The following is a 22,263-nucleotide window of genomic DNA, read 5'->3' on the forward strand; positions in this document are numbered from 1 at the left end:
GTTTACTGACAGCAATCACCTCGGGGGGATGTCCATGAACGTTTCTCGATCGCGCGTCTACCTGGCCTGCGGTGTCGGCACCGCCGCGGCGGCCGTCGCGGGCCTGGCCCTGGTGGTCGCCCCTACGGTGGCCCAGGGCGCGTCCGGCGGCACCAGCGCGAACGCCAGGCCGGTCGCCGATCCCTCGCCGAAGCAGCCGGGCGGGCACACCGTGCTGACCTGCGCGGTGAGCACCGACGGTCAGCCGATCACCGCCGACCCGGCGGTGGGCAAGGAGACCCGCACGGTGACCGCCAAGGGCAGCGTGACGTTCACCAACTGCACCTCTCCCGACGGGAGCTTCCCCAACATCCGTTCCGGGACGGCCACCCTGAAGGGCACCGGGCAGGCGTCCTGCACGGGCATCCAGAACGTCACCGGCACGGGCACCATCACGTGGAAGGACGGCCAGGGCCAGACGCTGGGCACCTCCACGGTCCGCCCCAACCTCGACGGAATCAACTCGTACAACCCGGGCGACATGATGCTGGTCGGCGAGGTCACCGAAGGAAAGCTGAAGGGCAAGCGGATCGCCGGTAAGGCCGCTCCCACCTCGGACATCAGCCAGTGCTCCAGCAAGGGCGTGAGCAGCGCCCAGGGCAGCGGATCGGCCGCCTTCATCGCCGTCGACACACCGAACTAGCCGAAGCAGCGCAGTCAGATGGTGGGACCGGGTCAGGGGAAGGTGGTACATGCCGTCGGATGAGCCCGTGCTGCGGGTGCGGGACGTACGGAGGAGCTACCGGGGCGGCCCGGTCCTGCGTGGAGTGAATCTCGATCTGCCGCCCGGCCGGGTGATCGGGATCGTCGGGGAGAACGGCGCGGGCAAGACCACGCTGCTGCGCGTCCTCGCGGGCGACCTGCGGCCGGACGGCGGGTCGGTGCGCCACGGCGGGCGCATCGGTCACTGCCCTCAGGAGACGGTGCTGCACGACGCGTTCACGGTCGAGCAGCACCTGAGGTTCTTCCAGGTCGCCTACGGCCTGGAGAGCCTGCGCAGGGCCGAGGAACTGATGGAGGCGCTGCGGTTCTCCGGCTCCCGCCGGGCCCGCCCCGCCACGCTGAGCGGCGGCACGCGGCAGAAGCTCAACCTCGTCCTGGCCCTGATGCACGACCCGGACGTGCTCCTGCTCGACGAGCCCTACCAGGGCTTCGACTGGGAGACGTACGTACGGTTCTGGGACCTGGCCGAGGAACTGCGCGCGCGTGGCCGCTCGGTGCTGGTGGTCTCCCACCTCGCCTACGACGCGGCACGTCTCGACACGCTCCATCGGCTGGAGGGCGGCGTGCTGCGCGAGCAGGAACACGTGAGCACGGGGGCCGCCGGCGAGTGGGCCGCGGACCGGGCGGGTGCGCCGTGAGACGCCATTGGGGCTGCTACGCCACCGCCGTGCGCATGACGTTCGTGGAGCACCTCCGCAACCGGCTGGCATTGATGATCATCGTGGTCTTCATCCCGGTGTGGGCGATCCTCATCTACGCCCTGTCCCTGGAGATCTCGCTCCCGTTCTACGTCCGGGCCGCCGGCCGGACCGTCGCGGTGCCGGCCAACGTCCTCAACCAGCTCGCCGGGGCGCTGCAGATCCTGGCGTTGATCACCGGGTTCATGATGTTCGTGACCACGATGAACTCGGCGTCCTTCGACCGCCGGCTGGTGCGATCCGGTTTCCCCCAGCTGTGCCTGATCGCGGCGAAGCTCACCGCCCTGGCGGTGGTCGCGCTCTGCGTCGCGCTCTACGCGACCGGCCTGATCTGCCTGACCCACCCGACCGCGCAGCCCCTGCTGCTCGCCGCCGCCCTCACCGGTGGAGCGGTGATCTACGGAGGGATCGGCATCGCGCTCGCCGCGGTGCTGACCAGCGACCTGGCCGGATTGGTCCTCGTCACCGTGATCTGCTCGATCGACCTGGCCCTGCAGAGCCCGCTCGCCACCCCGGCCGCGGCCAGCGTCCTGGTTCGTTACCTGCCCGACTACGGGCCGATGCAGGCAGCGGTCGCGGCCGTGGCCATGGACACGGTGCCCGGGAACGCCGTCGGCCCCGCCGTGTGCTGGGCGCTGGGCACGGTGATCCTCGGCATCTCCGCTTTCGCCGCCCGCACGCGCGCGCACCAGCCGGTGGGCCGGCCGGTGACGGCGCATTCATAAGTCCCCGTCAGGAGCATCCGTGACATCTGAGAGCGTTTCTCGTGCCTTCCCCGCCCTGGAGTCCGACCTGGATCGGGTGCGGGAGATCGTCGGCATGGCGGACGTGCCGAGCCGCTCCGAGCTGGCCCCGCTGACCAGGCAGCCGGCCGGTCACCGCCATCTGATCCGGCCCACCCTGGCACTGCTGTCCTACTACGTGCTCGCCGGCCCGGGGCGGGCCGCCGACGTCCGCGCTGTCAAGGCCGCGGCGGCCGTCGAACTGCTGCACATGGCATCGCTCTATCACGACGACGTCATCGACGACGCGCGGCAGCGCAGAGGCAGGCCGAGCGTCAACATCGTCTGGGGCGCGCGCCTGGCGGTCCTGGCCGGCGACCTGCTGTTCATCAGCGCCAGCCGGATCCTCTCCGAGCTGGGCCGGCGTGAGGCCCTGCTGGTCGCCGAGACCGCCCAGCACACCTGCTCGGGAATGATCGCCGAGACCGCCGACCGCTTCCTGTTCTCCCGCAGCGAGGAGGCCTACATGGAGGTGACCGGCGCCAAGACCGCCGAGTTACTGTCCCTGGCCTGCAGACTGGGCGCCATGCAGGCCGCGCGGGACCCCGAGGCGGAGGAGGCCCTGGCGCGGTTCGGCTGGCATCTCGGCATGGCCTACCAGGTGCGCGACGACATCCTCGACCTGACCGCGACGACCGGGGAGCTCGGGAAACCGGCCAACTCCGACATCATGGAAGGCGTCTACACGCTCCCCGTCATCAAGGCTCTGGCCCGCGAACCCGCGCTCGCCCGGCTGCTGCGCCGCGGCCTGACGGCGGCCGACGCCGAGCGCGCGCGGCAACTGGTCCTGTCCTGCGGAGCCGTGGAGGAGGCCCGGCAGGTCGCCGACGCCCAGATGGAGACGGCCCTCCGGCGACTCGGCGGCCTCGGCGATCCTCGGTCACGGGAGGGGCTGGCCGGCTACGTGCGGTCGGTCATGAGCTCCGGTGGAAAGGCCGCCCCGGCGCCCGTCACCGTGCCCGCCCCCTCCCCCGCTCCCTCTCTCGCTCCGGCTTCCGTGCAGGCCGACGTCCTGGCCCGCGTACAGGAGCGGTTGGACGCATGGTTGCTGGACACCGGGCTGGCCGCCACGCCGGAGGAGGCCCGCCACCCGCGATGGAACGCCATGGCCTCGACCGCCGCGCGGTTCTGGCCGGACGCCGACGCCGAGCAGGCCGAGACGCTGGCCCGATGGATGCTGGTGATCGCCGTCGTCGACGACCTCTTCGACGAGCCGGGTCTTGCCGACCCTGGCGAGATCGTCCGGCTGCGACACCGGCTCGCCCTTCTCGTACGGGGGCTCGACGACGGCCCGCCGGCCGGTGGAGCGGTCGCCACGGCCATGGCCCAGGCTTGGGAGCGGATCCGCCTGATCCAGCCGCCCTCATGGCGGACGCGCGCCCTCGGCCACCTCGAGGAATGGCTGGAGGCGGCCGAGCGCGAGGCATGCCACCGGCTCAGCGGGTTCATCCCCAGCCTGCGGGACCAGTTCGCGCTGCGCGTGGGGAGCTCCGGGGCGCCCGTCTTCCTGGACAGCTTCGAGATCACGTACGGCAGGGAGTTCGAGCCGGCGGTACGCGACCATCCGCTCTTCCGGCGACTGCTGGACGTCGCCCTGGCCGCGGCACTCGCGGAGAACGACCTGCGGACCCTGGACGAGGACGATGCCACAGGCGCTCCCTACAACCTGGTCAGGGTGCTCCGCCACGAGACCGGCTGCACCAGGCAGGAGGCGATCGACGAGGTGACCCGCCAGGTCGAGGACGGCTTCGCCCAGGTGGACGCCATACTCACCGCCGCACCCGCCATCCTGCGGCCCGGCGACGGCGGCGCCGCCTCCGTGACCGGGATGGGTCTCCTGCGCCTTGCCCGAGAGCGACTGCCGGGCTGGCGCACCCTCCACGACATCGACCGCTACAGCCGCTCGTCCGCCGGCAGCGAGACGTACCTGACCCGGCTGCGCCGGGAACTCCTGATCGAGTACGCCGAGACCGGCGCGGCCCGCTGACCCCGGCCTGTGCGCCGAGACCTCAGCCGGACCCGTCCGCGGCGAGGCGGTCGAGCCATTCGCCGAGCACGTGGCGTTCTCCGTCGGTGAGAGCGATGGCGTCCGGCAGCGCGGCGCGCAGCGCCATCGCCGCCGCGGCGGGTCCGGGGGTTTCGACGGCGGGAGCGTCGGTGGTGATGGCGGCTATCGCCGCGTCGCGGGCCACCTCCGACAGGCGCGGGTCACGCCGTTCCTCCGGCAGGGCGAGCAACGTGAAGACCGTGCCACAGCCCGCGGCGTGCACGAGGTCCGCCGCCAGGCGCTCGCCGACCTTCAACCGGCCGGCGGCGGCGATGGCGCGGATGCGCTCTCCCAGCATGCGGAAGGCGGCGACGGCGGCGGGCGACTGCCGTCCCGGCGTGGGATCGCCGTACATGAGCGAGAACAAGGCGGGGTTCGCCAGTCCGAAGCCGACGTGCAGGTCCCATCCGGCACGCAACGCTTCCATCGGATCGTCGGCGGGCGGGCTCGCCTTCTTGTCCTGGAGATACGAGCTGAAGCCGAACTCGGCGACCGCGTCGACCAGGCCCTCCTTGTCGCCGAACAGCCGGTAGATCGTCGGGGCCTGCGTCCCCGCTGCGGCGGCCACCGCTCTGGTCGAGAGCGCGTCGCGCCCGCCGCTCGCGAGCAGCCGGGCCGCGACCGACACGATGTGCACCCGCGTCCTGTCGCGGCCGCTCGCCGTCTCGCTCTCACGATCGCTCATGCTTCCAACGATATCAGCTTGTTGCTATCACTGGATTTCCAGTGTTAGCGTTCGGCCGATATCAGCGATAGCAAGGAGTGTGCCGTGATCATCATCACCGGAGCGACGGGGCAACTCGGCCGCGGCGTCGTCGAACACCTGCTCGCACGCATCCCCGCCGACCGGATCGGCGTCAGCGTCCGTGACATTGTGAGAGCCGATGACCTCGCCCAGCACGGCGTACGCGTCCGGCAGGGCGACTTCGACGACCCCGCGAGCCTGGCGTACGCGTTCGAGGGCGCGTCGCAGGTGCTCATCGTCTCCGGCCCGGCGGACGCCCGCCCGCACCGTACGGCGATCGAGGCCGCCAAAGCCGCGGGCGCCGAGCGGATCCTCTACACCAGCCACATGGGCGCGAACCCGGCCTCCCCCTTCCTTCCGATGCCATCCCATGCCGAGACAGAGCAGGACCTGCGCGCATCCGGGGTCACGTTCATCGCACTGCGCAACGGCTTCTACGCGACCACCGCGCTCCAGTTCGTCGGTCAGGCGCTCGAGACCGGCACGCTCGTCGCACCGGAGGACGGCCCGGTCTCCTGGACCGCCCACGCCGACCTCGCCGAGGTGACCGCCGTCGCGCTGACGGAGGAGGGCCGGCTCGACGGGATCACGCCGCCGTTGACCGGTCCCGAGGCGCTCGATCTCGCTGACGTCGCCGCGATCGCCTCCGATCTGACGGGGCGCGAGATCACCCGCATCACCGTCCCGGACGACGAGTGGGTCGCGGGCATGGTGGCGCGCGGCGTTCCCGAGCAGCAGGCCCGGTTCTTGCTGGGCATGTTCGAGGCCAGCCGTCAGGGCGAGTTCGCCGAGGTCGGCCCCGCCCTCGGGGAGCTGCTCGGCCGTAAGCCGATCGCGTTCCGCGAGCTGCTGGCGGCCACGCTGACGAACTGACCGGCCATGCTGCGCTTTTGAGCCCGATTCCGCCCGTTGAGGCGCTATGGCTGCAACGGCTCAACGACCCCGGCCGATGGCGGCAACTGGATCACACCATGTGAGCCACTACGGGTCCTGGGCGAACGCGCGGAAACTTTCATCGGCCGAGATCGCCCACCAGCACGTCCATGCCGCCCACGCCGCCGAGAATGGCCGCCGGGAAACGGCAAATCTACGATGACGTCGCGCCCCGAGATCACGCCCAAAGGGGGGTTCAGAGCACATCCTGCACTGTCGCTATTCATCAGGCGCTCATAGGAGACGCGAATGGCTCAGCACGATGAACCGTACGGAAAATCCCGGCGTGGTTCGCTCGCCGGCCGATTGGTGATGCTGGTGGCGCTCGTCGCGGCGGGGATCGGCCTCAGCCCGGCGGCGGCCCACGCCGACACCTGGCGGACGGCGACCGGCTCGGCATGGGGCCAGACGCAGGCCGCAGCTTCGGCGGCGGCGCAGGCGAGCGCCCGTACCGCCCTTACCCAGATGGCCGCCCAACTGGGTGAGGTCTGCACGAACGTGACCTCGTCGGCCACCCTCGTGTACGTCGTACCCAGCGGAGGTGGCTACCAGTACAGCGGAACCGCGACCGGCCTGTGCGCTCCCGCGCCGCCACCGCCTTCCTACACCGTGTCGCGCACCGCGACGGCTCGCGGTGAGGCGAGCACGTACTCAGTGGCTGTGCAGAACGGCGCGGCAGCGGCCCGTGCCGCCATCCTCGCGGCCGGAGGCGACTGCACCGGCTACCAGACGACCGCCGTGAACTACGTGTACGTAACTCCTACCGGAAGCTGGTACATCTACGACGTGACCGTGTCCGCTCTCTGCGTCCAGTAGCGCCTCTCGGTGATCGCGGGGCGCGATCTGCCGGAGTTGGCGCTCGGCGGTGGTCAATAGGGTCCTTGGTGACCTGACCTGACCTGTCCGAGGCATCCCAGCGGGGGCGAGCGATGTCGCGTTCCGGCGCGAACGGCGGCAGCGAGGCGGGGGGCTTACGCGGTTCCGGTGATGGGCACGAGTCCGGCACCGGGTGGCCGTCAGGCCCGCCGTGGCACCCCGCCGACCTGCGTACCGGCGACCGCAAGCCGCGCAGGGGTCCGTCAACTGCGTGAAGGCCGTTTGGAGCAGTCGGGGAGGCTGTCATCGGTCCCTTAATACGAGCCCCCGCTGCCGACGATCCGAGGCATTATCAGGCGTAATCCCTTCAGGCGGCCTCGTTTTCCGGGTCGATTTCCATGTCTAGACATCCGGCGACCTCACCATGGCCAGATATAAAGTGTCATGAAAACGTGTGAGGAGGCCGGAAATGCTGGTCGAATGGCTGGCAGCGGTGGCCGCGGCAGGTGGCACCGCGGTGGTGCAGGCCGCGGGCACGGACGTGTGGGTGAGCGTGCGGCAGCGGGTGGCGCATGTACTCGGCCGCGACGATCCCGAACGTGAGCAGGCGGAATTGATGCGGCTGGAGCAGACCGCGACGGATCTCGCCTCGCTCGCCCCTGGGGAAGCGGCGCTGATTCGGGCCCGGCAGGAGGCGTCCTGGACGGCCCGATTCGAGATGCTGCTGGAGAGTCTCGGCGAGGCCGATCGCGAACGGGTCGCCCGCGAACTGAACGACATCGCCGACCAGGCCCGTCAGGCATCGGTGGGGGGAGTGTCGGGGAACGTTTTCCATGGACCGACCGCGTTTCAGGTCGGGGACCGCAACCGTCAAGACAACCACTTCGGGCCGAGGGCATGACCCGCGACGCCGAATCAGGAAGAGACGGAGTGTCGGGAAACGTCTTCCACGGCCCGGCCCCCTTCCAACTCGGCGATCGCAACGTCCAGATCAATCACATCCATCAATCCGCGCCGCAGCGCCGCCCGCTGGTCCTCGCAGGTGCGGCGGTTACGACCCGGGAAGAACTGGCCGCCGCCATCCGCGGTGACTGGACTGCCGCGAGGCGTCAGTTCTTCGAGGGCGCGACCACAACGGGCACACCCTCCGATGGTTGGCTCAGCCTTCTCGCCTGGCTGCACGAGCTCGACCGTCTCACCGCCGATGACCTGACCGCCCAGATCGAACTCGTCGACCATCGGCTCCGAGACGACAGACTCCCGGCTGACCTGAAACTGCTTCACCTGCTGGGCTGGCTCGATCCGGAGGGAGCAGCCGTCTGGCGAGGAACGGTCGTGACCCCGGAGTCGCTTTCCGAGGCACTCAGGATCGGTCGTCTACGAGAAAGCGGCCCCGAATGGGAGCTCTACCGCGACCTCTGCGAGGGCGGCATACTGGACGCCCTCTCCAGATTCACTGTGCTGAGCGCGCTGCGAGGAACGCAGCGGGCCTGGGACGAGGTCTGGGATTCGTGGCGGCAGTTGGCCGCTCAGGTTCCCGGACTGCCGCCGGAAGCCCGGGAATGGGCCGAGAGCGGAGCGCGCGGGCTGCTCTTGGCGGCCCTTCTGCCCTACTCGGAGAGCAAGACGTGGTTGCGCGCCGGCTGCGAGCGCGTGGCGCCACCCCCCACCGGTGAGATCGAGTGGTACGACTGGTTGCGTGCGCGGGACGGTGGCTCGGATACCCCTATCGGGTGGCTCGTTCGCGCCGACTTCACCGCCTTCGCCGCGGCCCAGGCGGAGCAGCAACGCCGGCAGGCGGTGGTCGACCGGCAGAACCAGCGGATGTCGGCCGTGCTGGACGCCGCCTCCACTCTGCGAGACCGGCAGTGGGCCGACTATGAGAGCCGGCGGCTCTCGCCCACCGCCCGGCTGGAAGCGGTCATCCGCGCGACACTGTGGCTCGGGGCCTGGGGCGCCGCCACGATCCCGGTGGCCTGGATCATGTGGGGCTGGACTCGGCCGGACATCGCCGCGACGCTGTCCTGGTATCTCGTCGCGCTGACCCTGGCGGCGTACGCAGGCTGGCTGCCGAAAGTCATACGGCTCGGCGCGGCGTACCAGCCTCCGCTGCGGCGCGTACGCGAATGGGCCGAGGAGGCCCGGGCCGACCGCGGAAGCGTTCGGAGAGGCCTGATCAGAGCCGGCGGCGTGGCCGGATTCGTGCTGATTTTCGGGGTGCTCCTCCACGACGTCGACTTCATCGTGACGACGGTTCTCTTCACTCCCTTGCTGGCCGTGGCGTTTTACTTTGCCCGCATTGGGGCGATTCACGACTGGGCGGACGAGCATCGGGAACGACTGCGGGACTACCAGTCCAGGCGGGGTTCCGGCGGAATCCCTCAGAGCATCGCCCGAGGCGTGCGATCGCCATCGCCCAGAGCCCGGGCCGACGCCTACCAGGCGTATATACGACAGTTCACCGGCCTCGACCACGGCGGGAAGGACGAAGCCGACCGAGGGAAAGGCCGCCGCGACCGCTGAGCGGCTCCCCGATGCTGGGCGATGGCCGCGCCCGGCGGTGGTCAATAGGATCCTTACTGATCTGTCGAGAGCATTCCAGCGGGGGCGAGCGATGTCGCATTCCGGGGCGAACGGCGGCAGCGGGGCGGGGGGCTTACGCGGTTTCGGTGACGGGCACGAGTCCGGCCCGGGGTGGCCGTCAGGCCCGCCATGGCACCCCGCTGACCTGCGTACCGGTGACCCGTACCAGGTGGGGCCGTACCGGCTGCTGCGCAGGCTGGGCGAGGGCGGGATGGGCACCGTCTACCTCGGTGAGGCGCCGGACGGCACGCGCGTGGCGGTCAAGCTGCTCCACCACACGATCGCCGCCGACCCCGACTTCCGCCGCCGATTCCGACGCGAAGTGGAAGCCGCAAAGCGAGTCGCCCGCTTCTGCACCGCCGCCGTCCTCGACGCCGAAATGGACGGCGAGACCGCCTACCTGGTCACCGAGTACGTACCCGGCCCGACCCTCCGAGAGGCCGTCCAACGGGACGGACCGCTACGCGGCTCCAGCCTGGACGGGCTCGCCGTCAGCATCGCAACCGCCCTGCGCGCCATCCACGCGGCCGGCATCATCCACCGCGACCTCAAGCCCGGCAACGTCCTGCTCTCCCCCATCGGTCCCAAGGTCATCGACTTCGGTGTGGCCCACCTGTCCGACACCGCCACACACAGCAGCGCGGTCGTCGGCACGCCGTCGTTCATGTCCCCCGAGCAGTTCGAAGGCGGCCCCCTCACACCCGCCTCGGACGTCTTCGCCTGGGCGAGCACGGTCGCGTACGCCGGCACGGGCCACGCCCCCTTCGGCAACGGGCCGCTGCCGGTCGTCATCAACCGGGTCATCAACGGAGAACCCGACCTGACCGGCCTCGACGGGCCGCTGGCCACGCTGGTCACCCGCGCCCTGGCCAAGAACCCGGCCCAACGGCCGACCGTGCAGGACATCCTTGACGCCCTCACCGGCTCGTCCCCGGTTGAGGAGTCGCCGGTCGCGGAGTCGTCGGTCACCACACTGCCCGGGGGCGGGAGACGCCGTCGCAGGCTGCTGACCGGGGTCGGGGCCGGAGTCGCCGGGCTGGCAGTGGTCGCGACGGTGGTCACCGTATGGCCCTCCGACCGCGACACGCATGCCGCGGCGTCCGCGACCTCCTCAATCACCTCCGTGCGCTCCACGGTGGTGGTCTCCGGGGGGCCGGCCCAGACCGGTGCGCCCACCACCCCGGCCGCGTCACCCGCTCCGACGGGCAGTGGCGGCAACCCGCTTCGCGAGCCCGGCGTACGGTTCGCCTACCGGCCGGGCGCCGATGCGCAGCGCCAGGCGGGCGTCTGGAGCGGGCAAGGCAGGAAGGCCGATGCAGCGCTGATGCGTGCCCTCGCCGCGGTGCCGCATCCCGTGAACCTGAACATGCCTGCCGCCGAAGCCGGGCGTACGGTCGCGTCCACCGTGCGGGTGGCCTCCGCGCGTCACGCCGTTCCCGTGTTCGTGACCGATCACGTGCCGATGAAGGACTGCTCCCAATGGGGAGAGCCGGACGAGCGGTCCTACCGTGACTGGATCGACCGTGTGGCGAAGGGAATCGGCAAGGCGCGGACGGTGGTCGTGCTGGAGCCGAACAGCCTGACCAGACTCCCCGGCTCGAACAGTTGCTCGCAGGGAAGCAAGGCGGGCGCGGCCGAGCGCTACCGTGAGCTCTCGTACGCGGTGAACCGCCTGGGGAAGCTCCCCCACACGGCCGTGTATCTCGACGGCGGCATCAAGGGCTGGCCCAGCCTCGTCGAGATCGCCGACCGGCTCGTGAAGGCCGGGGTGAAGCGAGCCGACGGCTTCTACCTGAACGTCGCGGACTTCCAGGAGACCGACGAGCTTCTCAGGTATGGGGAAAGCCTGTCCCGTTGCCTCTACCTGAAGATGAACGACGGCGGGAGCACCTGCACCGGCGCCGAGATCGACGCGGTGCCGGCCAACGCGCCCCTGACCCACTTCGTCATCGACACCAGCCGGAACGGCAAGGGCGTGTGGCAGCCGCCGGAGGGCAAGTACGCCGACCCCCAGATCTGGTGCAACCCTCCGGGCCGGGGCGTCGGCCCCCGCCCGACCACCGACACGGGCAGCGAGCTGGCCGACGCGTTCCTGTGGCTCCGCTCCCCCGAGCAGTCCAACGGCCAGTGCACGCGAGGCGGCAAGGGCCCCCAGGACCCCGTCTACCACCAGGTCGACCCCATCGGCGGCACCTGGTGGTCCACCCTCGCCCTCGACCGCGCCAAGAACGCCGCCCCCCCACTGCGTTGATCAGACCGGCGTACCTAGATTCACCCCGCGATGGCAGCCCTGCGGAATAGGTCGGCGGGCATTTCCTCATCGAGTCGCCAGGTGATGGCCATGGGACGCTCACCTCGATGTTCGACGTATCGCGCGGTTCCATGGAAAACGAACGGTTCGGGGTGACCGCTGTCGTTTTCCTTCCGCTCCCGGGTGAACAGGAGCACGTGGCTACCCTCGCTCTCATGGTTCTGATAGCGCAAGCCAGTAGTCGAGTGGGAACTGGTCCGGTTCTGCGACTCCCAGTGGAACAGACTTGGAGTGAGCGCATAATCCCGGTACATGGTCTGCGGGGAAAACTCCTTCTCGTTCTTGTGCAGGGTGACGAACAGTGCGTCGCACTTGGTGGCGGGGCTCCACGCAACACCCTCGCGCATCGTGGACGGCACCAGCCCTCCAAGGGATGCCCAGCCGATCGCAGCGAGCACTTCCTCCATGGAGTAACGGGCATTGACCGCGAGTGGCACCGCATCGAAGTTCGGACCGAGCGGTCGGGCAACGTGTCGTGGACGGTCGGCGCCGTAGGCGAGAACCTGGCGGATCTCCTCGCACAGATCACGCTCACCGCGTAGTCGTTCTAGCGCCTGGCCATAGGAGGAGAAGTCTCCACCGTCGCGCCAGAAGGAGAAACACAGCATCCGCGCAAAGGCCTGGTCCGCAGGTGAGCAGTCTGCGTAGTGCGGGCCATCGGCGCTCAGCAGCCGGACATAGGCTTCAGCACGGCGACGGTCGTCTACATGCAAAAGCGCCCGGATCCGCCGGCCAAGCAGCTCCTCTAACGGTGAGCCGGACTCGGGCAGCAGGCCTGCTCGACGGAGGAGCGATGTCCAGTACCTGCGGTTGCGATACAGGTCGCCGATTTCGCGCCCACTCTCCTCCAGGTACGCGATGAGCGACTTTTCTGCGAAAGAGCGAATCTCCTGCGTCAGCGTATTCACTGTCGCGCCGAGATGGATCTTTAGCTCGGCCAGGAGTCGATCCTTGGTCACTCGGTCCAGCACAATCTGACTGCCCGGCGGAAGCAGCGGGAAGTCGTCTTTGACCTGCTTGTCCAGCCACCCCCGGGCGAACCCAGTCAATGCACGGAACCGATTAGCGAAACGGTACTCCTTACGGTGCTGGCCGACAAAGTCCAACACCGTAAGCACCTCTTTGTCCGGGGTACGGCGAAGCCCTCGGCCGAGTTGCTGAAGGAAGACAGTGGCGCTCTCAGTCGGCCGTAGAAGCAGCAGAGTGTCCACGTCGGGCACGTCCAGGCCCTCATTGAACAGGTCGACCGCAAACAGGAAGCGGACTTCGCCATCCCTCAGCGCCCGCAAGGCCGCCTTTCGGGAGGCGTCGTCGGTCGAGCCGTCCACCGCGAGAGAGGGCAACCCCGCCTCGGTGAAGAAATCAGCCATGAAGCGCGCATGCCGTACTGAAACACAGAAGCCCAGGCCACGGACAACGGCCAGGTTACTAACCTTGTCGCTCAGCGCGTTGAACACCAGACGGGCTCGGGCATCGTCGCCAGTGAACAAGTTGTCAAGCGCGTTGCTGTCATATGAGCCCCGTGACCATTTAATGCCGGTGAGGTCGGTTTCGTCGTTGATGCCGAAGTAGTGGAACGGGCAGAGCAGGTCGGCGTCTAACGCATCCCACAGGCGCAGCTCAGAGGCGATGCGGCCTTCGAAGAACTCATCCTGAACCCAGGTACCATCGGCGCGTTCCGGGGTGGCGGTGAGTCCTAACAGTTCCTTGGGCTTGAGGTGATCAATGATCCGTCGATAGGTACGAGCAGCTGCGTGGTGAAACTCATCGATGACAACTACATCGAAATGCCCAGGATCAAAGGATTCGATTCCCATGGCGGTGAGCGACTGCACGCTAGCGAAAGCGTGTCGCCAGTCTCGCGAACGATCCGCGCCTACATGCAGCTCGCCAAAGTCTGGCACGGCCAGCACCTGCCGATACGTGCGCAATGCCTGAGTGAGGATCTCACGCCGGTGCGCCACGAACAGTAGTGACGGCTGGCGTCCCAGCCGTTTCTGCAGCTTCCGGTAGTCAAAAGCGGCTACCACCGTCTTACCCGTGCCGGTAGCAGCGACGAGGAGGTTGCGATGCGTGCCATGCACGGTGCGCTCGACGTCCAGATCCTCCAGCATCTCCTCCTGGTGCCGATAAGGGCGCGGCATCAGTGCAGGAATGTCGAAAAGCTGCTTGCCCGCCTTCGAGCGGGACAACGCCTCATCCAGCCGTTCTGCATCAATTACCGGGTCGTAAAGTTCGAACTGGGATCGGTTCCAGTAGGAGTCGAAGGTTGCCTCGAACTTGTCCAGCAGCCGAGGGGTGGTCACGGACGAGAGTCGTACGTTCCATTCCAGCCCATCTAGCAGCGCCGCCCGGGACAGGTTGGAGCTACCAACGTAGGCTGTGTCGAAGCCAGTGTCGCGGCGCAGCAGCCATGCCTTGGCGTGCAGGCGGGTGGAGTTCTGCTCGTAACTGATCCGCACCTCGGCGCCGAAGTCCCGCACTAGCCGGTCCAGCGCACGTCTCTCTGTCGCGCCCATGTAGGTCGTCGTGATCACTCTCAGCGGGACACCCCGACGCTGTAGCTCGGCGAGTGGGCGTTCCAGGATGCGCAGTCCCGACCACTTGACGAAGGCGCACAAGAGATCCACCCGGTCGGCGCTGACCAACTCGGCCGCCAACTCATGCGCCAGGTTGGGGTCCTCGCGAGCGTTGGTCAGCAAGGCCGCCTCGGACAGCGAGGTCAACGGGCGTACCGGGGCGCTCGCACCCGGACTGTGTCTCACGATCGACAACAGCCTGTTCGGCCCATCTGCCACAGTTGGGGGCTCCGCCAACTGGCTCAGCAACCGGTTGACCAACTCAACCTGCTCTTGGGGCTCTTTCAGCATGGCCAAGGCCCGCGCTGCCGTTTCGCCGACGAAACGACCCAGCAGGTGAGCGACCTCTTCCTTATCGACCTCCGACACCTCCACGAGGTGTCCCGTCTGCCGCCACGCATCGACGCTTTTGGCGAGTTTGTCAGTGAGCAGCGAATCGTACAGACCAGTGATCGGGGCGTCGTCCACTACATGTCCTTGTGACTAGATCTGCGCTACAGGCGCACCGCAGGCGATCATCGTATTTGGAACGCGCCAAAAGTTTCACAACAACATGATCACAAAGTCGCCACTCATTCCGATTTACCAAACTCGCACGTCACGGGTGATGTCATCCCACGCTCGTCCCCGACCAGATGTCTCGTCCGGCTGACCACAGTTCGTTGACGTGGTACGCGAAGCGGTCGTAGAGGCCGTCATCCTGGTGGCGCTTGAGGTGCAGGAGCGGCGAGTCGTGGCCGACCAGCTTGGCCAGATGTGGGGTGACGAGCATCTCGTCGTCGAACTGGAATGCCGACAGGGCGATGTGCTCGTCACCGAACCGCGCCTCAATGCCAGGCACGTCCTTGAGCTGGTCTAGTTCGGCCAGCGTGATACGAATCCGAGTGGACACCGTGAGCGGGACCGCTTCCGTCTCCTCGCGTCGGCGGGTTACCTCACTATCGGGGTCACCGATGAGAAAGCGGATGCAGCAGCCCTGTTCAGCTTTGCGCTTCAGTACCTTCGCCAGATTGGGATGCTCCAGCCAGAGAAAGTAGTTCGTGTATCCGGCCAGCGTGATTGTCGACTTCGCGTCGGTGATGAGCGCCCGCCATACGCTCTTCGGGCAGGCGGACCGGTAGGGGTAGACCGACACGATCTCCCGATCAGGTCCAGTCTTGACCGTGGTCCTTATCGCCTCTGGCCATAACACGGACTCATCCACTCCCAACGCTTCGGCAGCGGCCCACCGATGACGCGGGTGCGGCACGCGTGCCTCGTCAGTCAGCCAGCGGGACACCGTCTTGACGTCCACCTCGCATCGCAACGCGAGGTCTCTTTCGGTAAGTCTCGCATTGGTCATGGCATGGCGTAGAGAGTCGTTAGCCACTGGCGACCTCGAATCGGGAGGACGTTGGGGACGTATCCAGACGGTAACGCGAAACGTCCCGCACGTCCCGAGAACGCGGTGTAAACGCCCAGACACGATACGTCACGCTGTCGCCATGTCCACGACGACAACCTTTGAGGATCTGCAGGCCGCGTTCCCCCACTGGACGATCTGGCGGAGCTCAGCGGATCGCCTATGGGCCACACGCAACCAGCGACTCACCGATGCTCAGTTGAATCGCGGGCTGAGCCACACCATCGACGCTGACAATGCCGACCAACTCGTTGCGCAGCTCCACCACCAGGAGGAGCTCGCCGCAGGATCGTTGCCCCAGTGAGTGGCGGCATACCTGCCCTCCGATCGGCCGCCGTTCGGGCGCTCGATGCGCTGGCCCAGGCCGAGTCCGCCTGTCCCGGGTTGCATGTGGCGCCCGAACAGCCGGGGCATGTCGCGATCCGGTGGATGCGCGAGACCAGGCGCTGTGTCCGGGCCCGGGTCGTGGCGCACACCTGCGACCACTGCTCGCCCCTGGCGTACGAACTGTGCGCCTCCGGCGGGCTGCTGTTCGTCCGCCGTACCGACCGAACCGGCACAACACCGCAGGCCCGAGAGACCGAACGCCTGCCCGACGCGCGGGCGCGACGGCTGTGGCTGGACCTGCTGCTCGGCCGCGCCCGATGAATTCACACAAGACGCCCGCCCCGGCAAGCCGTCCCAGGCGGGACCACCAACAGGAAAGAACGCGGTGGGCCTGTACGAACGCAACCTCGCCGGAGTGCGCTTCCGGCGGTTGTGCGGCGGCAACCAGCAGGAGGAGGACATGGAGTCCTGCGTCGAGCTGGCCCCGATTCCGGGCGAAGCCGACGCCTTCGCCCTGCGTGACAGTAAGAACCCGGATGCCGGGACTCTCCGGTTCACCGCTGCCGAGCTTCGCGCGGCCGGCCTGACCACACTGTAGGAGCACGGTGGCCCCTGCCCGGTGATAGCAGGCAGGGGCCACCCCCACTGTACGGAGCGTCATGCACCTGCATTGCTACGTGTGGAGCGGGATCGGGGAAGACCTGCGCAACGAGGCCGAGCGGCGACCGCCGCTGCCGCCCGCCGACCTCGGTCCGTTCACGAACTCCCCGCTGCCGCCCATGCGTACGTGCGACTGGCTGCTGAAGCCGGCCCGCCGGATCGACGCCTCTCCGGCCTCGCCCGACGACGCTCTCGCCTGGCTCGCGGAGCGCTACCGGTCGATGGAAAGCTCCTTCCTTCGCCCGGCCGACGAGGCCCGGATCGGGCTGGGCCTCCGGCTTCGCAACGCCCGCGAGGCGCTCACCAACGGTGTGGACGTGCAGTGGGGCATCTGGCTGACCGGCGGCCGCTTCCTCACCTACGGCGTGGTCTGCTGCTCCCCCAACCGCCACGCCGACTACCGCTGCCCCGCCTCCTGAATCGGCCTACGAGCCTTCCGACCAGAAGAGCTGAAGACGAGCAAGAGCCTCATCGCGCGACATGCGGGCGACCTCGGCGCCCGTACGTCCCCCCGTGCACAGGTGGTGGCCGAGCCGACAAGCCACATGATTGGCAGGACGCCCGCTACCGGAGCGCTACGTGGTTTCCCGCCCACAACAGGGGTACGGGCTACGAGGTCAGGGTGGCCGGGTTTCACACTCGCCGTCGGGCCATCCCGACCCACAGGCGGTGCCCGCGGTTCACTCCGGGCCCGTCGGAAAATCCGTCCCCACTGGTGAAGGAGCATTTCAATGCTGACACTGACCGACAACGCCGTCATGGCGATTCGTGATCTGACGGTCGGTGAGAACATCCCCGACCAGGCGGGCCTGCGGCTGGCGCCGAAGCCCGGCGAGGAAACCTCGCTCGAACTGTCTCTGGTGAGTGCGCCGCAGGCCGGCGACCAGGTGATCGAGAAGGCGGACACCCGGGTCTTCGTCGAGGCGGGGGTGGCACCCGCGCTCGACGACAAGACGTTGGACGCCGAGATCGGCGCGGAGGGTGAGCACACCTTCAAGCTGATGCGCCAGTAGATCCACATCTCCAGCGGTACGACACCGAGGCCCAAGGTCGTGTGGGCCCGCAGGTCTTCCGGCATCAGACCAGCCGGCGGCTCTCGCGGGCTCGCATAGGGTCGCCACAGCGAACAAGTGTCAGGCCCCGCCGGTCACCTTGATCGCCTGTCCGGTGATGCCGGTGTTGGCGGCCGAGCCCAGGTAGACGACGGCGTTGGCGACCTCGGCGGCGTCGAGCAGGCGGCCGATCGGAGCCAGTGCGCTGTAGTGCCCGCCTGCCTGGTCGACGATCGCGACGTCGGTCTCGGTCCTGGTGAGGCCGGGCATGACGACGTTGGACAGGATGTCGCCGTCCTTTCCGAGCCCGAACGCGGCGGACCTGCTGAAACCGTGCAGTGCCGCCTTGGCCGCACCGTAGTACTCACCACCGGCCATGCCGTCGGCCGCGATACTCGACGAGATGTGCACCAATCGGCCCCATCTACGCTCTCGCATGGACGGGACGACCGCCCGGCTGAGCCGGAGCGCGCCCTCGACGTTGGCCCGGATCACCTTCTGCCACGTCTCGTCGGGCACGGCCTCGAAAGGGCGGCCGGGTGTCGGCTCGGTGGCGCCCCAGTGCACGGCGTTGTTGATCAGCACGTCGATCCGGCCGGACCATTCGAGCACGGCCGCGACCAGGCCGCGGGCAGCTTCGTCGTCGTCCAGCTCGTACGGGGCGACCAGCGAGCGTCCGCCGATCTCCTCGGCAAGCTGCTCCGCGCCCGCCTGCGAACGGTGATAGGTGAGCACCACGTCAGCCCCTTCGGCGGCGAACCCGCGGGCGATCTCGCGGCCGATGCCCCCGGAGGCCCCCGTCACGATGACCGTACGGCCGGTGAGTCCCAGATCCATTTCAATGCTCCCCACGACTGTAGAAACCTTGAGCAGGGCCAAGGGTTCTGCGGCAGGACCGCCGGAGGGAGGCCGGGCCGAGACTGGCCCCGGCAGGGCCACGATCGGAAACGAGGTCACTCGGTAGCCTGCGAATCGTGAGCGACAACACTCTGGGCGAGTTCCTGCGGGCCCGCCGTGAGGCCGTCACCCCCATCGAAGTCGGGCTACCCGGCGGCGGCCACCGCCGCACCCCCGGCCTTCGCCGTTCCGAAGCCAGCTCCTGATCGTCTATCTCCCCGCAGACGACTCCACCGCCGCCAGGCTTGACCGCCTCACCGGCCGGCGCCCCGGCGCCCTCCGCGCCGTTAGCGGCTGATGATCTCCCCACTATCGTCCAAGAGCATGCGCAGGAAGGCGGCACGGTGAGCGCGTTTGAGGTACGACTACGCCCGGTCGCAGAGGACGATCTCGCCATGTTCCGGCGTTTCGCCACGGAGCCGGGACTGATCGGCCTGGACTGGGCGGGGTTCCGCGACGCGCAGGCCCCGGCGCGGCGCTACGCCAAGGACGGATACCTGGGCGAGGATGACAGCAGGGTCATCGTCGAGGTCGACGGCACGGCCGCGGGCATGATGAGCTGGTCGGCGCGAGGGTTCGGGGTCTCCCGATACTGGGAGATAGGGATCGCCCTGCTTCCGGACTGGCGTGGGCGTGGCATCGGCTGGCGCGCTCAGGCGATGCTGTGCGACTATCTGTTCACCCACACCCCGGTCGAGCGCATCCAGGCTTTCACCCATGCGGAGAACACCGCAGAACAGAAGTCGCTCGAGAAGGCCGGCTTCACGCTGGAGGGGGTCCTGCGCTCGGTGGAGTTCCGCGCCGGTCAGTGGCGCGACGGCTGGATGTACAGCAGGCTGCGAAGCGATCCGTACCCGCTCAATCCGTGAGCCGCTCGCGCGCTCATGCGGCGAGACGCTCATTCACTCGGTCGAGCCATTCGGTGATGAGCGCGCCGAACAGCCCTGCCTGCTCGTGCGGAAGCGCGTGGCCGGCGCGGTCCAGGACGGCGAACGTGGCGTGCGGATAACGCTCCACCAATTCCCATGAACCGGCGTACCCCACCGTGGCGTCCTGTCGCCCGGCGACGATCAGAGTCGGTCCTGTGTACGCGGACGTGTCGCTCAGCCGCCATTGTTCGAACACCCGCCCAAGGCCGTCCCGGTCGACGAGGGGCAGGGCCGGAGCCACGTACTCCCGGAACTGTTGGAGAGTGGCAGGCGTCTGCACCACGAAGTAGTCCCTGAACTGGGCCTGCTCGGCCGGGCTCAGGACATCGGCCACGTCGACCGAGGCGTGCTGCACCTCGTGTGCGGGCACATCCCGCGCCTTCTCGCCGAGGGGGCAGATCACCGCCAGCCCCGCGACCTGGGCCGGGCGCCGACCGGCGATGCCCCTGGCCAGATACCCGCCGAACGAGTGGCCGACGATCGCGAACTCCTGATCGCCGATAACAGCGTCGACAAGGCCGAGCACGAGATCGAGGACATCGTCAGAGCCACGGAACGAGTCCGGCACCGGAGTGCGCCCCATGCCGGGCAGGTCCGGATAGACGCGCCGATAACCAGGCCGGTCGCGGAAGACCGACTCCAGGGCGCCGGCCATCTCGCGATGGTCCACCCCCGCTCCGTGCAACGCCACCACGGGGAGTCCGCTTCCGTGCTCGACGTAGTGCACCGCTACGCCGCCGACCTCTGCCTCCATACCGACAACTTAACCAAGCTTGGCCGCTTGGGAAGCGAGCCATTGCTCTCGGTTGATCGCGTACTCGACCTCGCCGAGATCACTGCCGGGGAGCGGCTCCTCCCAGTCCGCGTGGAAGGTACGGACGTACCGCATGCCGATCGCCGTCATCGTGGCGCGAGAGGCGGTGTTGACCGCCATGGTCTCGGCGAAGACGCGGGTCAGCCGGAGGTCCTCGAATCCGTGGCGGAGGAGCTCGCGGGCTCCCTCGCTGGCCAGGCCCTGACGCCAGTAGCGACGCAGGAGCCGGTATCCGAGTTCGGCCTGCCCTTCGACCGGACCCTGGTCGTCACGCGTAGGTGGCTCCAGAAGCCACCAGCCGACGAACTGCCCATCCACGAAACCGACCCAGAAGCCGAGCCCCGCAACGCGGCCCGCGGCGGCGAGCCGCTGGCGATGGAGGTCCTCCACTTCCTCACGGCTACGTGCGCGACCGGTGAGGTATCGCATGACCTCGGGATCAGCGTCGAGTTCGATCTCGAGTTCCAGGTGTTCGTCGCACAGCGGAACGAGCTCGATGCGGTCGGTACGCAGTATCGGCTGAGACATGGGGGCGATTCTCGCGCTTGAGCCGCGTGCCGGTCATTCGGTTTTCCCGGGGGACGTCGGCGATCGCGGCGCCAGGCCATGGCACACCGGCCGCAGCGCGCACCAGCGCGCCAGACCCTGGCTCAGGAGGACCGCCTGCGGGCGATGGCATGGCTGTCGTCCTACACCGTATGAACGCGACACCGGCGTCGGCGGCCGTAGCGTCACTCGGTGTTCGCGTGGGCCTGCCTGGCCTGGTCGTCGGTCACGCCATGCCGCCGGGCCAGCTCCAGGCACACGCAGTCGAGCAGCAGGTGCGTGCACTGGTCGAACAGGCTGGACAGAGGCTGCACCGTGGCCGCCTCGCCCTCGCGCCGGTGCTTGGTGGCCGCCGGAACATGCAGGACGTGAAGGGCGCCGGAGGCGAGGGGCGACGTGGGAGCGGTGGTGACCGCCAGCACGCTGCCGCCGCCGTCGGTCACCGCCCGCGCTGCACGTACGGTGGCCGCCGTCGTCCCGGACCCGGAGACGGCGACGAGCAGGTCTCCCGGTCCGGTCGACGGCGTGCAGGTGTCGCCGACGAAGTAGGCCGTACGGCCGAGGTGTACGAGACGCATGGCGAACGCCCTGGCCATGTATCCGGACCTGCCCTCCCCCGCCACGAAGATCCGCGGCGCGTGCTCCAGCAGATCGGCGGCCGACACCGGCGAGGACGGGTCGATCCCGGCCAGGACGCCGGCCACCTCGGACTGGACGATGTCGAGAAGGTTCGAGGTCATCGTGTTCCTTTCATAAGCATGGCGGCCTTCATGCCGACGACGGCGGCGAGGGGATCCGGCGCCTTGGTGATCGCCGCGCCGGCGATCACCCGCAACCCCGGCCACTCGGGAGCGAGCGCCGCCACGTCCCCCGCGCCGAGCCCTCCGGCGACGGCGAGCCGCAGGCCACGTGCCCAGGGCCCGAGCACCGCCGCCACCTTGGCCTTCCCGTCCTGCGCGTCCTTGCCCAGGTGCGGCGCCCACAGCACGTGGGGAGCCGGCCCGAGCAGGGCGAGGAGGTCCGTACGCCGCGACGGCGACACGGCCAGGAGGTCGACAAGCAGCTCGGCGCCGTGATCGGCCGCGATGGCGGCGCACGCCCGCACCGTGGCGTCCGTCGTCATGCCGAGCACGGTCACGGCCTTCGCTCCGGCGTCGAAGCACATGCCCAGCTCGGTCGCGGCGTCGTCGGCGGTCTTGGTGTCCGCGAGCACCGGCACCCCGCCCGCCGCGTCGGCAACCGCCGCGACCGCCGCCGTGCCGTACCTCTTGATCAAGGACGTGCCGACCTCGATCCAATCGGCGTGCGGGGCGACAAGCCCGGCCAGCTCCACCGCGCGGTCGAGGGTCATCCGGTCGAGAGCGACCTGTAGCTCCATGT

General features: G+C 68.6%; 24 protein-coding genes. 16 read left to right on the forward strand and 8 right to left on the reverse strand.

From position 1 onward, the window contains the following. Positions 1–34: 34 nt before the first annotated feature. The 4 genes from ACQEVJ_RS36870 to ACQEVJ_RS36885 are packed head-to-tail and all read left to right on the forward strand — an operon-like array spanning position 35 to position 4,229. Positions 35–682, forward strand: a complete 648-nt coding sequence (locus ACQEVJ_RS36870) for a hypothetical protein (RefSeq protein WP_433109295.1) — start codon at positions 35–37, stop codon at positions 680–682. 49 nt (positions 683–731) lie between these two features. Then, positions 732–1,400 carry an ABC transporter ATP-binding protein gene (locus tag ACQEVJ_RS36875; protein WP_433109296.1) on the forward strand — a complete coding sequence of 223 codons (669 nt, stop codon included), beginning with the start codon at positions 732–734 and terminating at the stop codon, positions 1,398–1,400. Further along, positions 1,397–2,185: an ABC transporter permease gene (locus ACQEVJ_RS36880; RefSeq protein ID WP_433109297.1), complete on the forward strand. Its 789-nt coding sequence runs from the start codon at positions 1,397–1,399 to the stop codon at positions 2,183–2,185. The genes ACQEVJ_RS36875 and ACQEVJ_RS36880 overlap by 4 nt, the downstream gene beginning before the upstream one ends. Positions 2,186–2,204: 19 nt before the next feature. After that, positions 2,205–4,229, forward strand: coding sequence for a polyprenyl synthetase family protein (locus ACQEVJ_RS36885; protein ID WP_433109298.1), 2,025 nt, complete (start codon positions 2,205–2,207; stop codon positions 4,227–4,229). 22 nt (positions 4,230–4,251) lie between these two features. On the opposite strand, the gene ACQEVJ_RS36890 is transcribed toward ACQEVJ_RS36885, so the two are convergent. Further along, complete coding sequence (locus ACQEVJ_RS36890; protein WP_433109299.1) at positions 4,252–4,974, reverse strand: TetR/AcrR family transcriptional regulator; 723 nt, start codon at positions 4,972–4,974, stop codon at positions 4,252–4,254. An 84-nt stretch (positions 4,975–5,058) separates the two neighbouring features. Here ACQEVJ_RS36890 and ACQEVJ_RS36895 point away from each other — a divergent pair, with 84 nt between their 5' ends. The 5 genes from ACQEVJ_RS36895 to ACQEVJ_RS36915 all read left to right on the forward strand — a co-directional run bounded on the left by ACQEVJ_RS36895 (position 5,059) and on the right by ACQEVJ_RS36915 (position 11,617). Then, entirely contained in the window at positions 5,059–5,907 is an 849-nt protein-coding gene (locus ACQEVJ_RS36895) for an SDR family oxidoreductase (RefSeq protein ID WP_433109300.1), read from the forward strand. A 309-nt stretch (positions 5,908–6,216) separates the two neighbouring features. Continuing rightward, the gene (locus ACQEVJ_RS36900; protein WP_433109301.1) at positions 6,217–6,783 is read left to right on the forward strand and encodes a hypothetical protein; all 567 of its coding nucleotides are present in this window, start codon (positions 6,217–6,219) and stop codon (positions 6,781–6,783) included. Between the two features lie 469 nt (positions 6,784–7,252). Further along, positions 7,253–7,684: a hypothetical protein gene (locus tag ACQEVJ_RS36905; RefSeq protein WP_433109302.1), complete on the forward strand. Its 432-nt coding sequence runs from the start codon at positions 7,253–7,255 to the stop codon at positions 7,682–7,684. Between the two features lie 29 nt (positions 7,685–7,713). Beyond that, on the forward strand, positions 7,714–9,306 hold the full coding sequence (locus tag ACQEVJ_RS36910) for a hypothetical protein (protein WP_433109303.1): 1,593 nt from the start codon (positions 7,714–7,716) through the stop codon (positions 9,304–9,306). Between the two features lie 91 nt (positions 9,307–9,397). Continuing rightward, positions 9,398–11,617 (forward strand): glycoside hydrolase family 6 protein, encoded by a 2,220-nt coding sequence (locus ACQEVJ_RS36915; protein WP_433109304.1) that lies wholly within the window; start codon positions 9,398–9,400, stop codon positions 11,615–11,617. Positions 11,618–11,637: 20 nt separating this feature from the next. Here ACQEVJ_RS36915 and ACQEVJ_RS36920 read toward each other — a convergent pair whose 3' ends face one another. Together ACQEVJ_RS36920 and ACQEVJ_RS36925 are read right to left on the reverse strand one after the other, a co-directional pair. Further along, positions 11,638–14,724 carry a DUF3427 domain-containing protein gene (locus ACQEVJ_RS36920; RefSeq protein WP_433109305.1) on the reverse strand — a complete coding sequence of 1,029 codons (3,087 nt, stop codon included), beginning with the start codon at positions 14,722–14,724 and terminating at the stop codon, positions 11,638–11,640. 142 nt (positions 14,725–14,866) lie between these two features. After that, positions 14,867–15,550 (reverse strand): hypothetical protein, encoded by a 684-nt coding sequence (locus ACQEVJ_RS36925; RefSeq protein ID WP_433109306.1) that lies wholly within the window; start codon positions 15,548–15,550, stop codon positions 14,867–14,869. A gap of 190 nt (positions 15,551–15,740) precedes the next feature. Between ACQEVJ_RS36925 and ACQEVJ_RS36930 the strand changes: the two genes are divergently transcribed. The 5 genes from ACQEVJ_RS36930 to ACQEVJ_RS36950 all read left to right on the forward strand — a co-directional run bounded on the left by ACQEVJ_RS36930 (position 15,741) and on the right by ACQEVJ_RS36950 (position 17,658). Further along, positions 15,741–15,962, forward strand: coding sequence for a hypothetical protein (locus ACQEVJ_RS36930; protein WP_433109307.1), 222 nt, complete (start codon positions 15,741–15,743; stop codon positions 15,960–15,962). A gap of 125 nt (positions 15,963–16,087) precedes the next feature. Continuing rightward, entirely contained in the window at positions 16,088–16,306 is a 219-nt protein-coding gene (locus ACQEVJ_RS36935) for a hypothetical protein (protein WP_433109308.1), read from the forward strand. A gap of 64 nt (positions 16,307–16,370) precedes the next feature. Beyond that, positions 16,371–16,583, forward strand: a complete 213-nt coding sequence (locus ACQEVJ_RS36940) for a DUF397 domain-containing protein (protein WP_433109309.1) — start codon at positions 16,371–16,373, stop codon at positions 16,581–16,583. 61 nt (positions 16,584–16,644) lie between these two features. Beyond that, on the forward strand, positions 16,645–17,064 hold the full coding sequence (locus ACQEVJ_RS36945; protein WP_433109310.1) for a hypothetical protein: 420 nt from the start codon (positions 16,645–16,647) through the stop codon (positions 17,062–17,064). Between the two features lie 312 nt (positions 17,065–17,376). Then, positions 17,377–17,658, forward strand: a complete 282-nt coding sequence (locus ACQEVJ_RS36950; RefSeq protein ID WP_433109311.1) for a Fe-S cluster assembly protein HesB — start codon at positions 17,377–17,379, stop codon at positions 17,656–17,658. 120 nt (positions 17,659–17,778) lie between these two features. On the opposite strand, the gene ACQEVJ_RS36955 is transcribed toward ACQEVJ_RS36950, so the two are convergent. Next, positions 17,779–18,534, reverse strand: coding sequence for an SDR family NAD(P)-dependent oxidoreductase (locus ACQEVJ_RS36955; protein WP_433109312.1), 756 nt, complete (start codon positions 18,532–18,534; stop codon positions 17,779–17,781). 137 nt (positions 18,535–18,671) lie between these two features. Between ACQEVJ_RS36955 and ACQEVJ_RS36960 the strand changes: the two genes are divergently transcribed. Further along, positions 18,672–18,800, forward strand: a complete 129-nt coding sequence (locus ACQEVJ_RS36960) for a hypothetical protein (RefSeq protein WP_433109313.1) — start codon at positions 18,672–18,674, stop codon at positions 18,798–18,800. A gap of 138 nt (positions 18,801–18,938) precedes the next feature. Then, entirely contained in the window at positions 18,939–19,463 is a 525-nt protein-coding gene (locus tag ACQEVJ_RS36965) for a GNAT family N-acetyltransferase (protein WP_433109314.1), read from the forward strand. A 13-nt stretch (positions 19,464–19,476) separates the two neighbouring features. Here ACQEVJ_RS36965 and ACQEVJ_RS36970 read toward each other — a convergent pair whose 3' ends face one another. From ACQEVJ_RS36970 to ACQEVJ_RS36985, 4 genes are all read right to left on the reverse strand, one after another. Next, entirely contained in the window at positions 19,477–20,277 is an 801-nt protein-coding gene (locus ACQEVJ_RS36970) for an alpha/beta fold hydrolase (RefSeq protein ID WP_433109315.1), read from the reverse strand. Positions 20,278–20,286: 9 nt separating this feature from the next. Continuing rightward, positions 20,287–20,865, reverse strand: a complete 579-nt coding sequence (locus ACQEVJ_RS36975) for a GNAT family N-acetyltransferase (protein ID WP_433109316.1) — start codon at positions 20,863–20,865, stop codon at positions 20,287–20,289. 203 nt (positions 20,866–21,068) lie between these two features. Then, a complete protein-coding gene (hxlB, locus tag ACQEVJ_RS36980) occupies positions 21,069–21,623 on the reverse strand; it encodes a 6-phospho-3-hexuloisomerase (protein ID WP_433109317.1) in 555 nt (184 codons plus the stop codon). Next, a complete protein-coding gene (locus ACQEVJ_RS36985; protein WP_433109318.1) occupies positions 21,620–22,261 on the reverse strand; it encodes an orotidine 5'-phosphate decarboxylase / HUMPS family protein in 642 nt (213 codons plus the stop codon). The genes hxlB and ACQEVJ_RS36985 overlap by 4 nt, the downstream gene beginning before the upstream one ends. Between the last annotated feature and the right edge of the window lie 2 nt (positions 22,262–22,263).

This window comes from Microbispora sp. CA-102843, from assembly GCF_050936215.1.
Taxonomy (GTDB): domain Bacteria; phylum Actinomycetota; class Actinomycetes; order Streptosporangiales; family Streptosporangiaceae; genus Microbispora.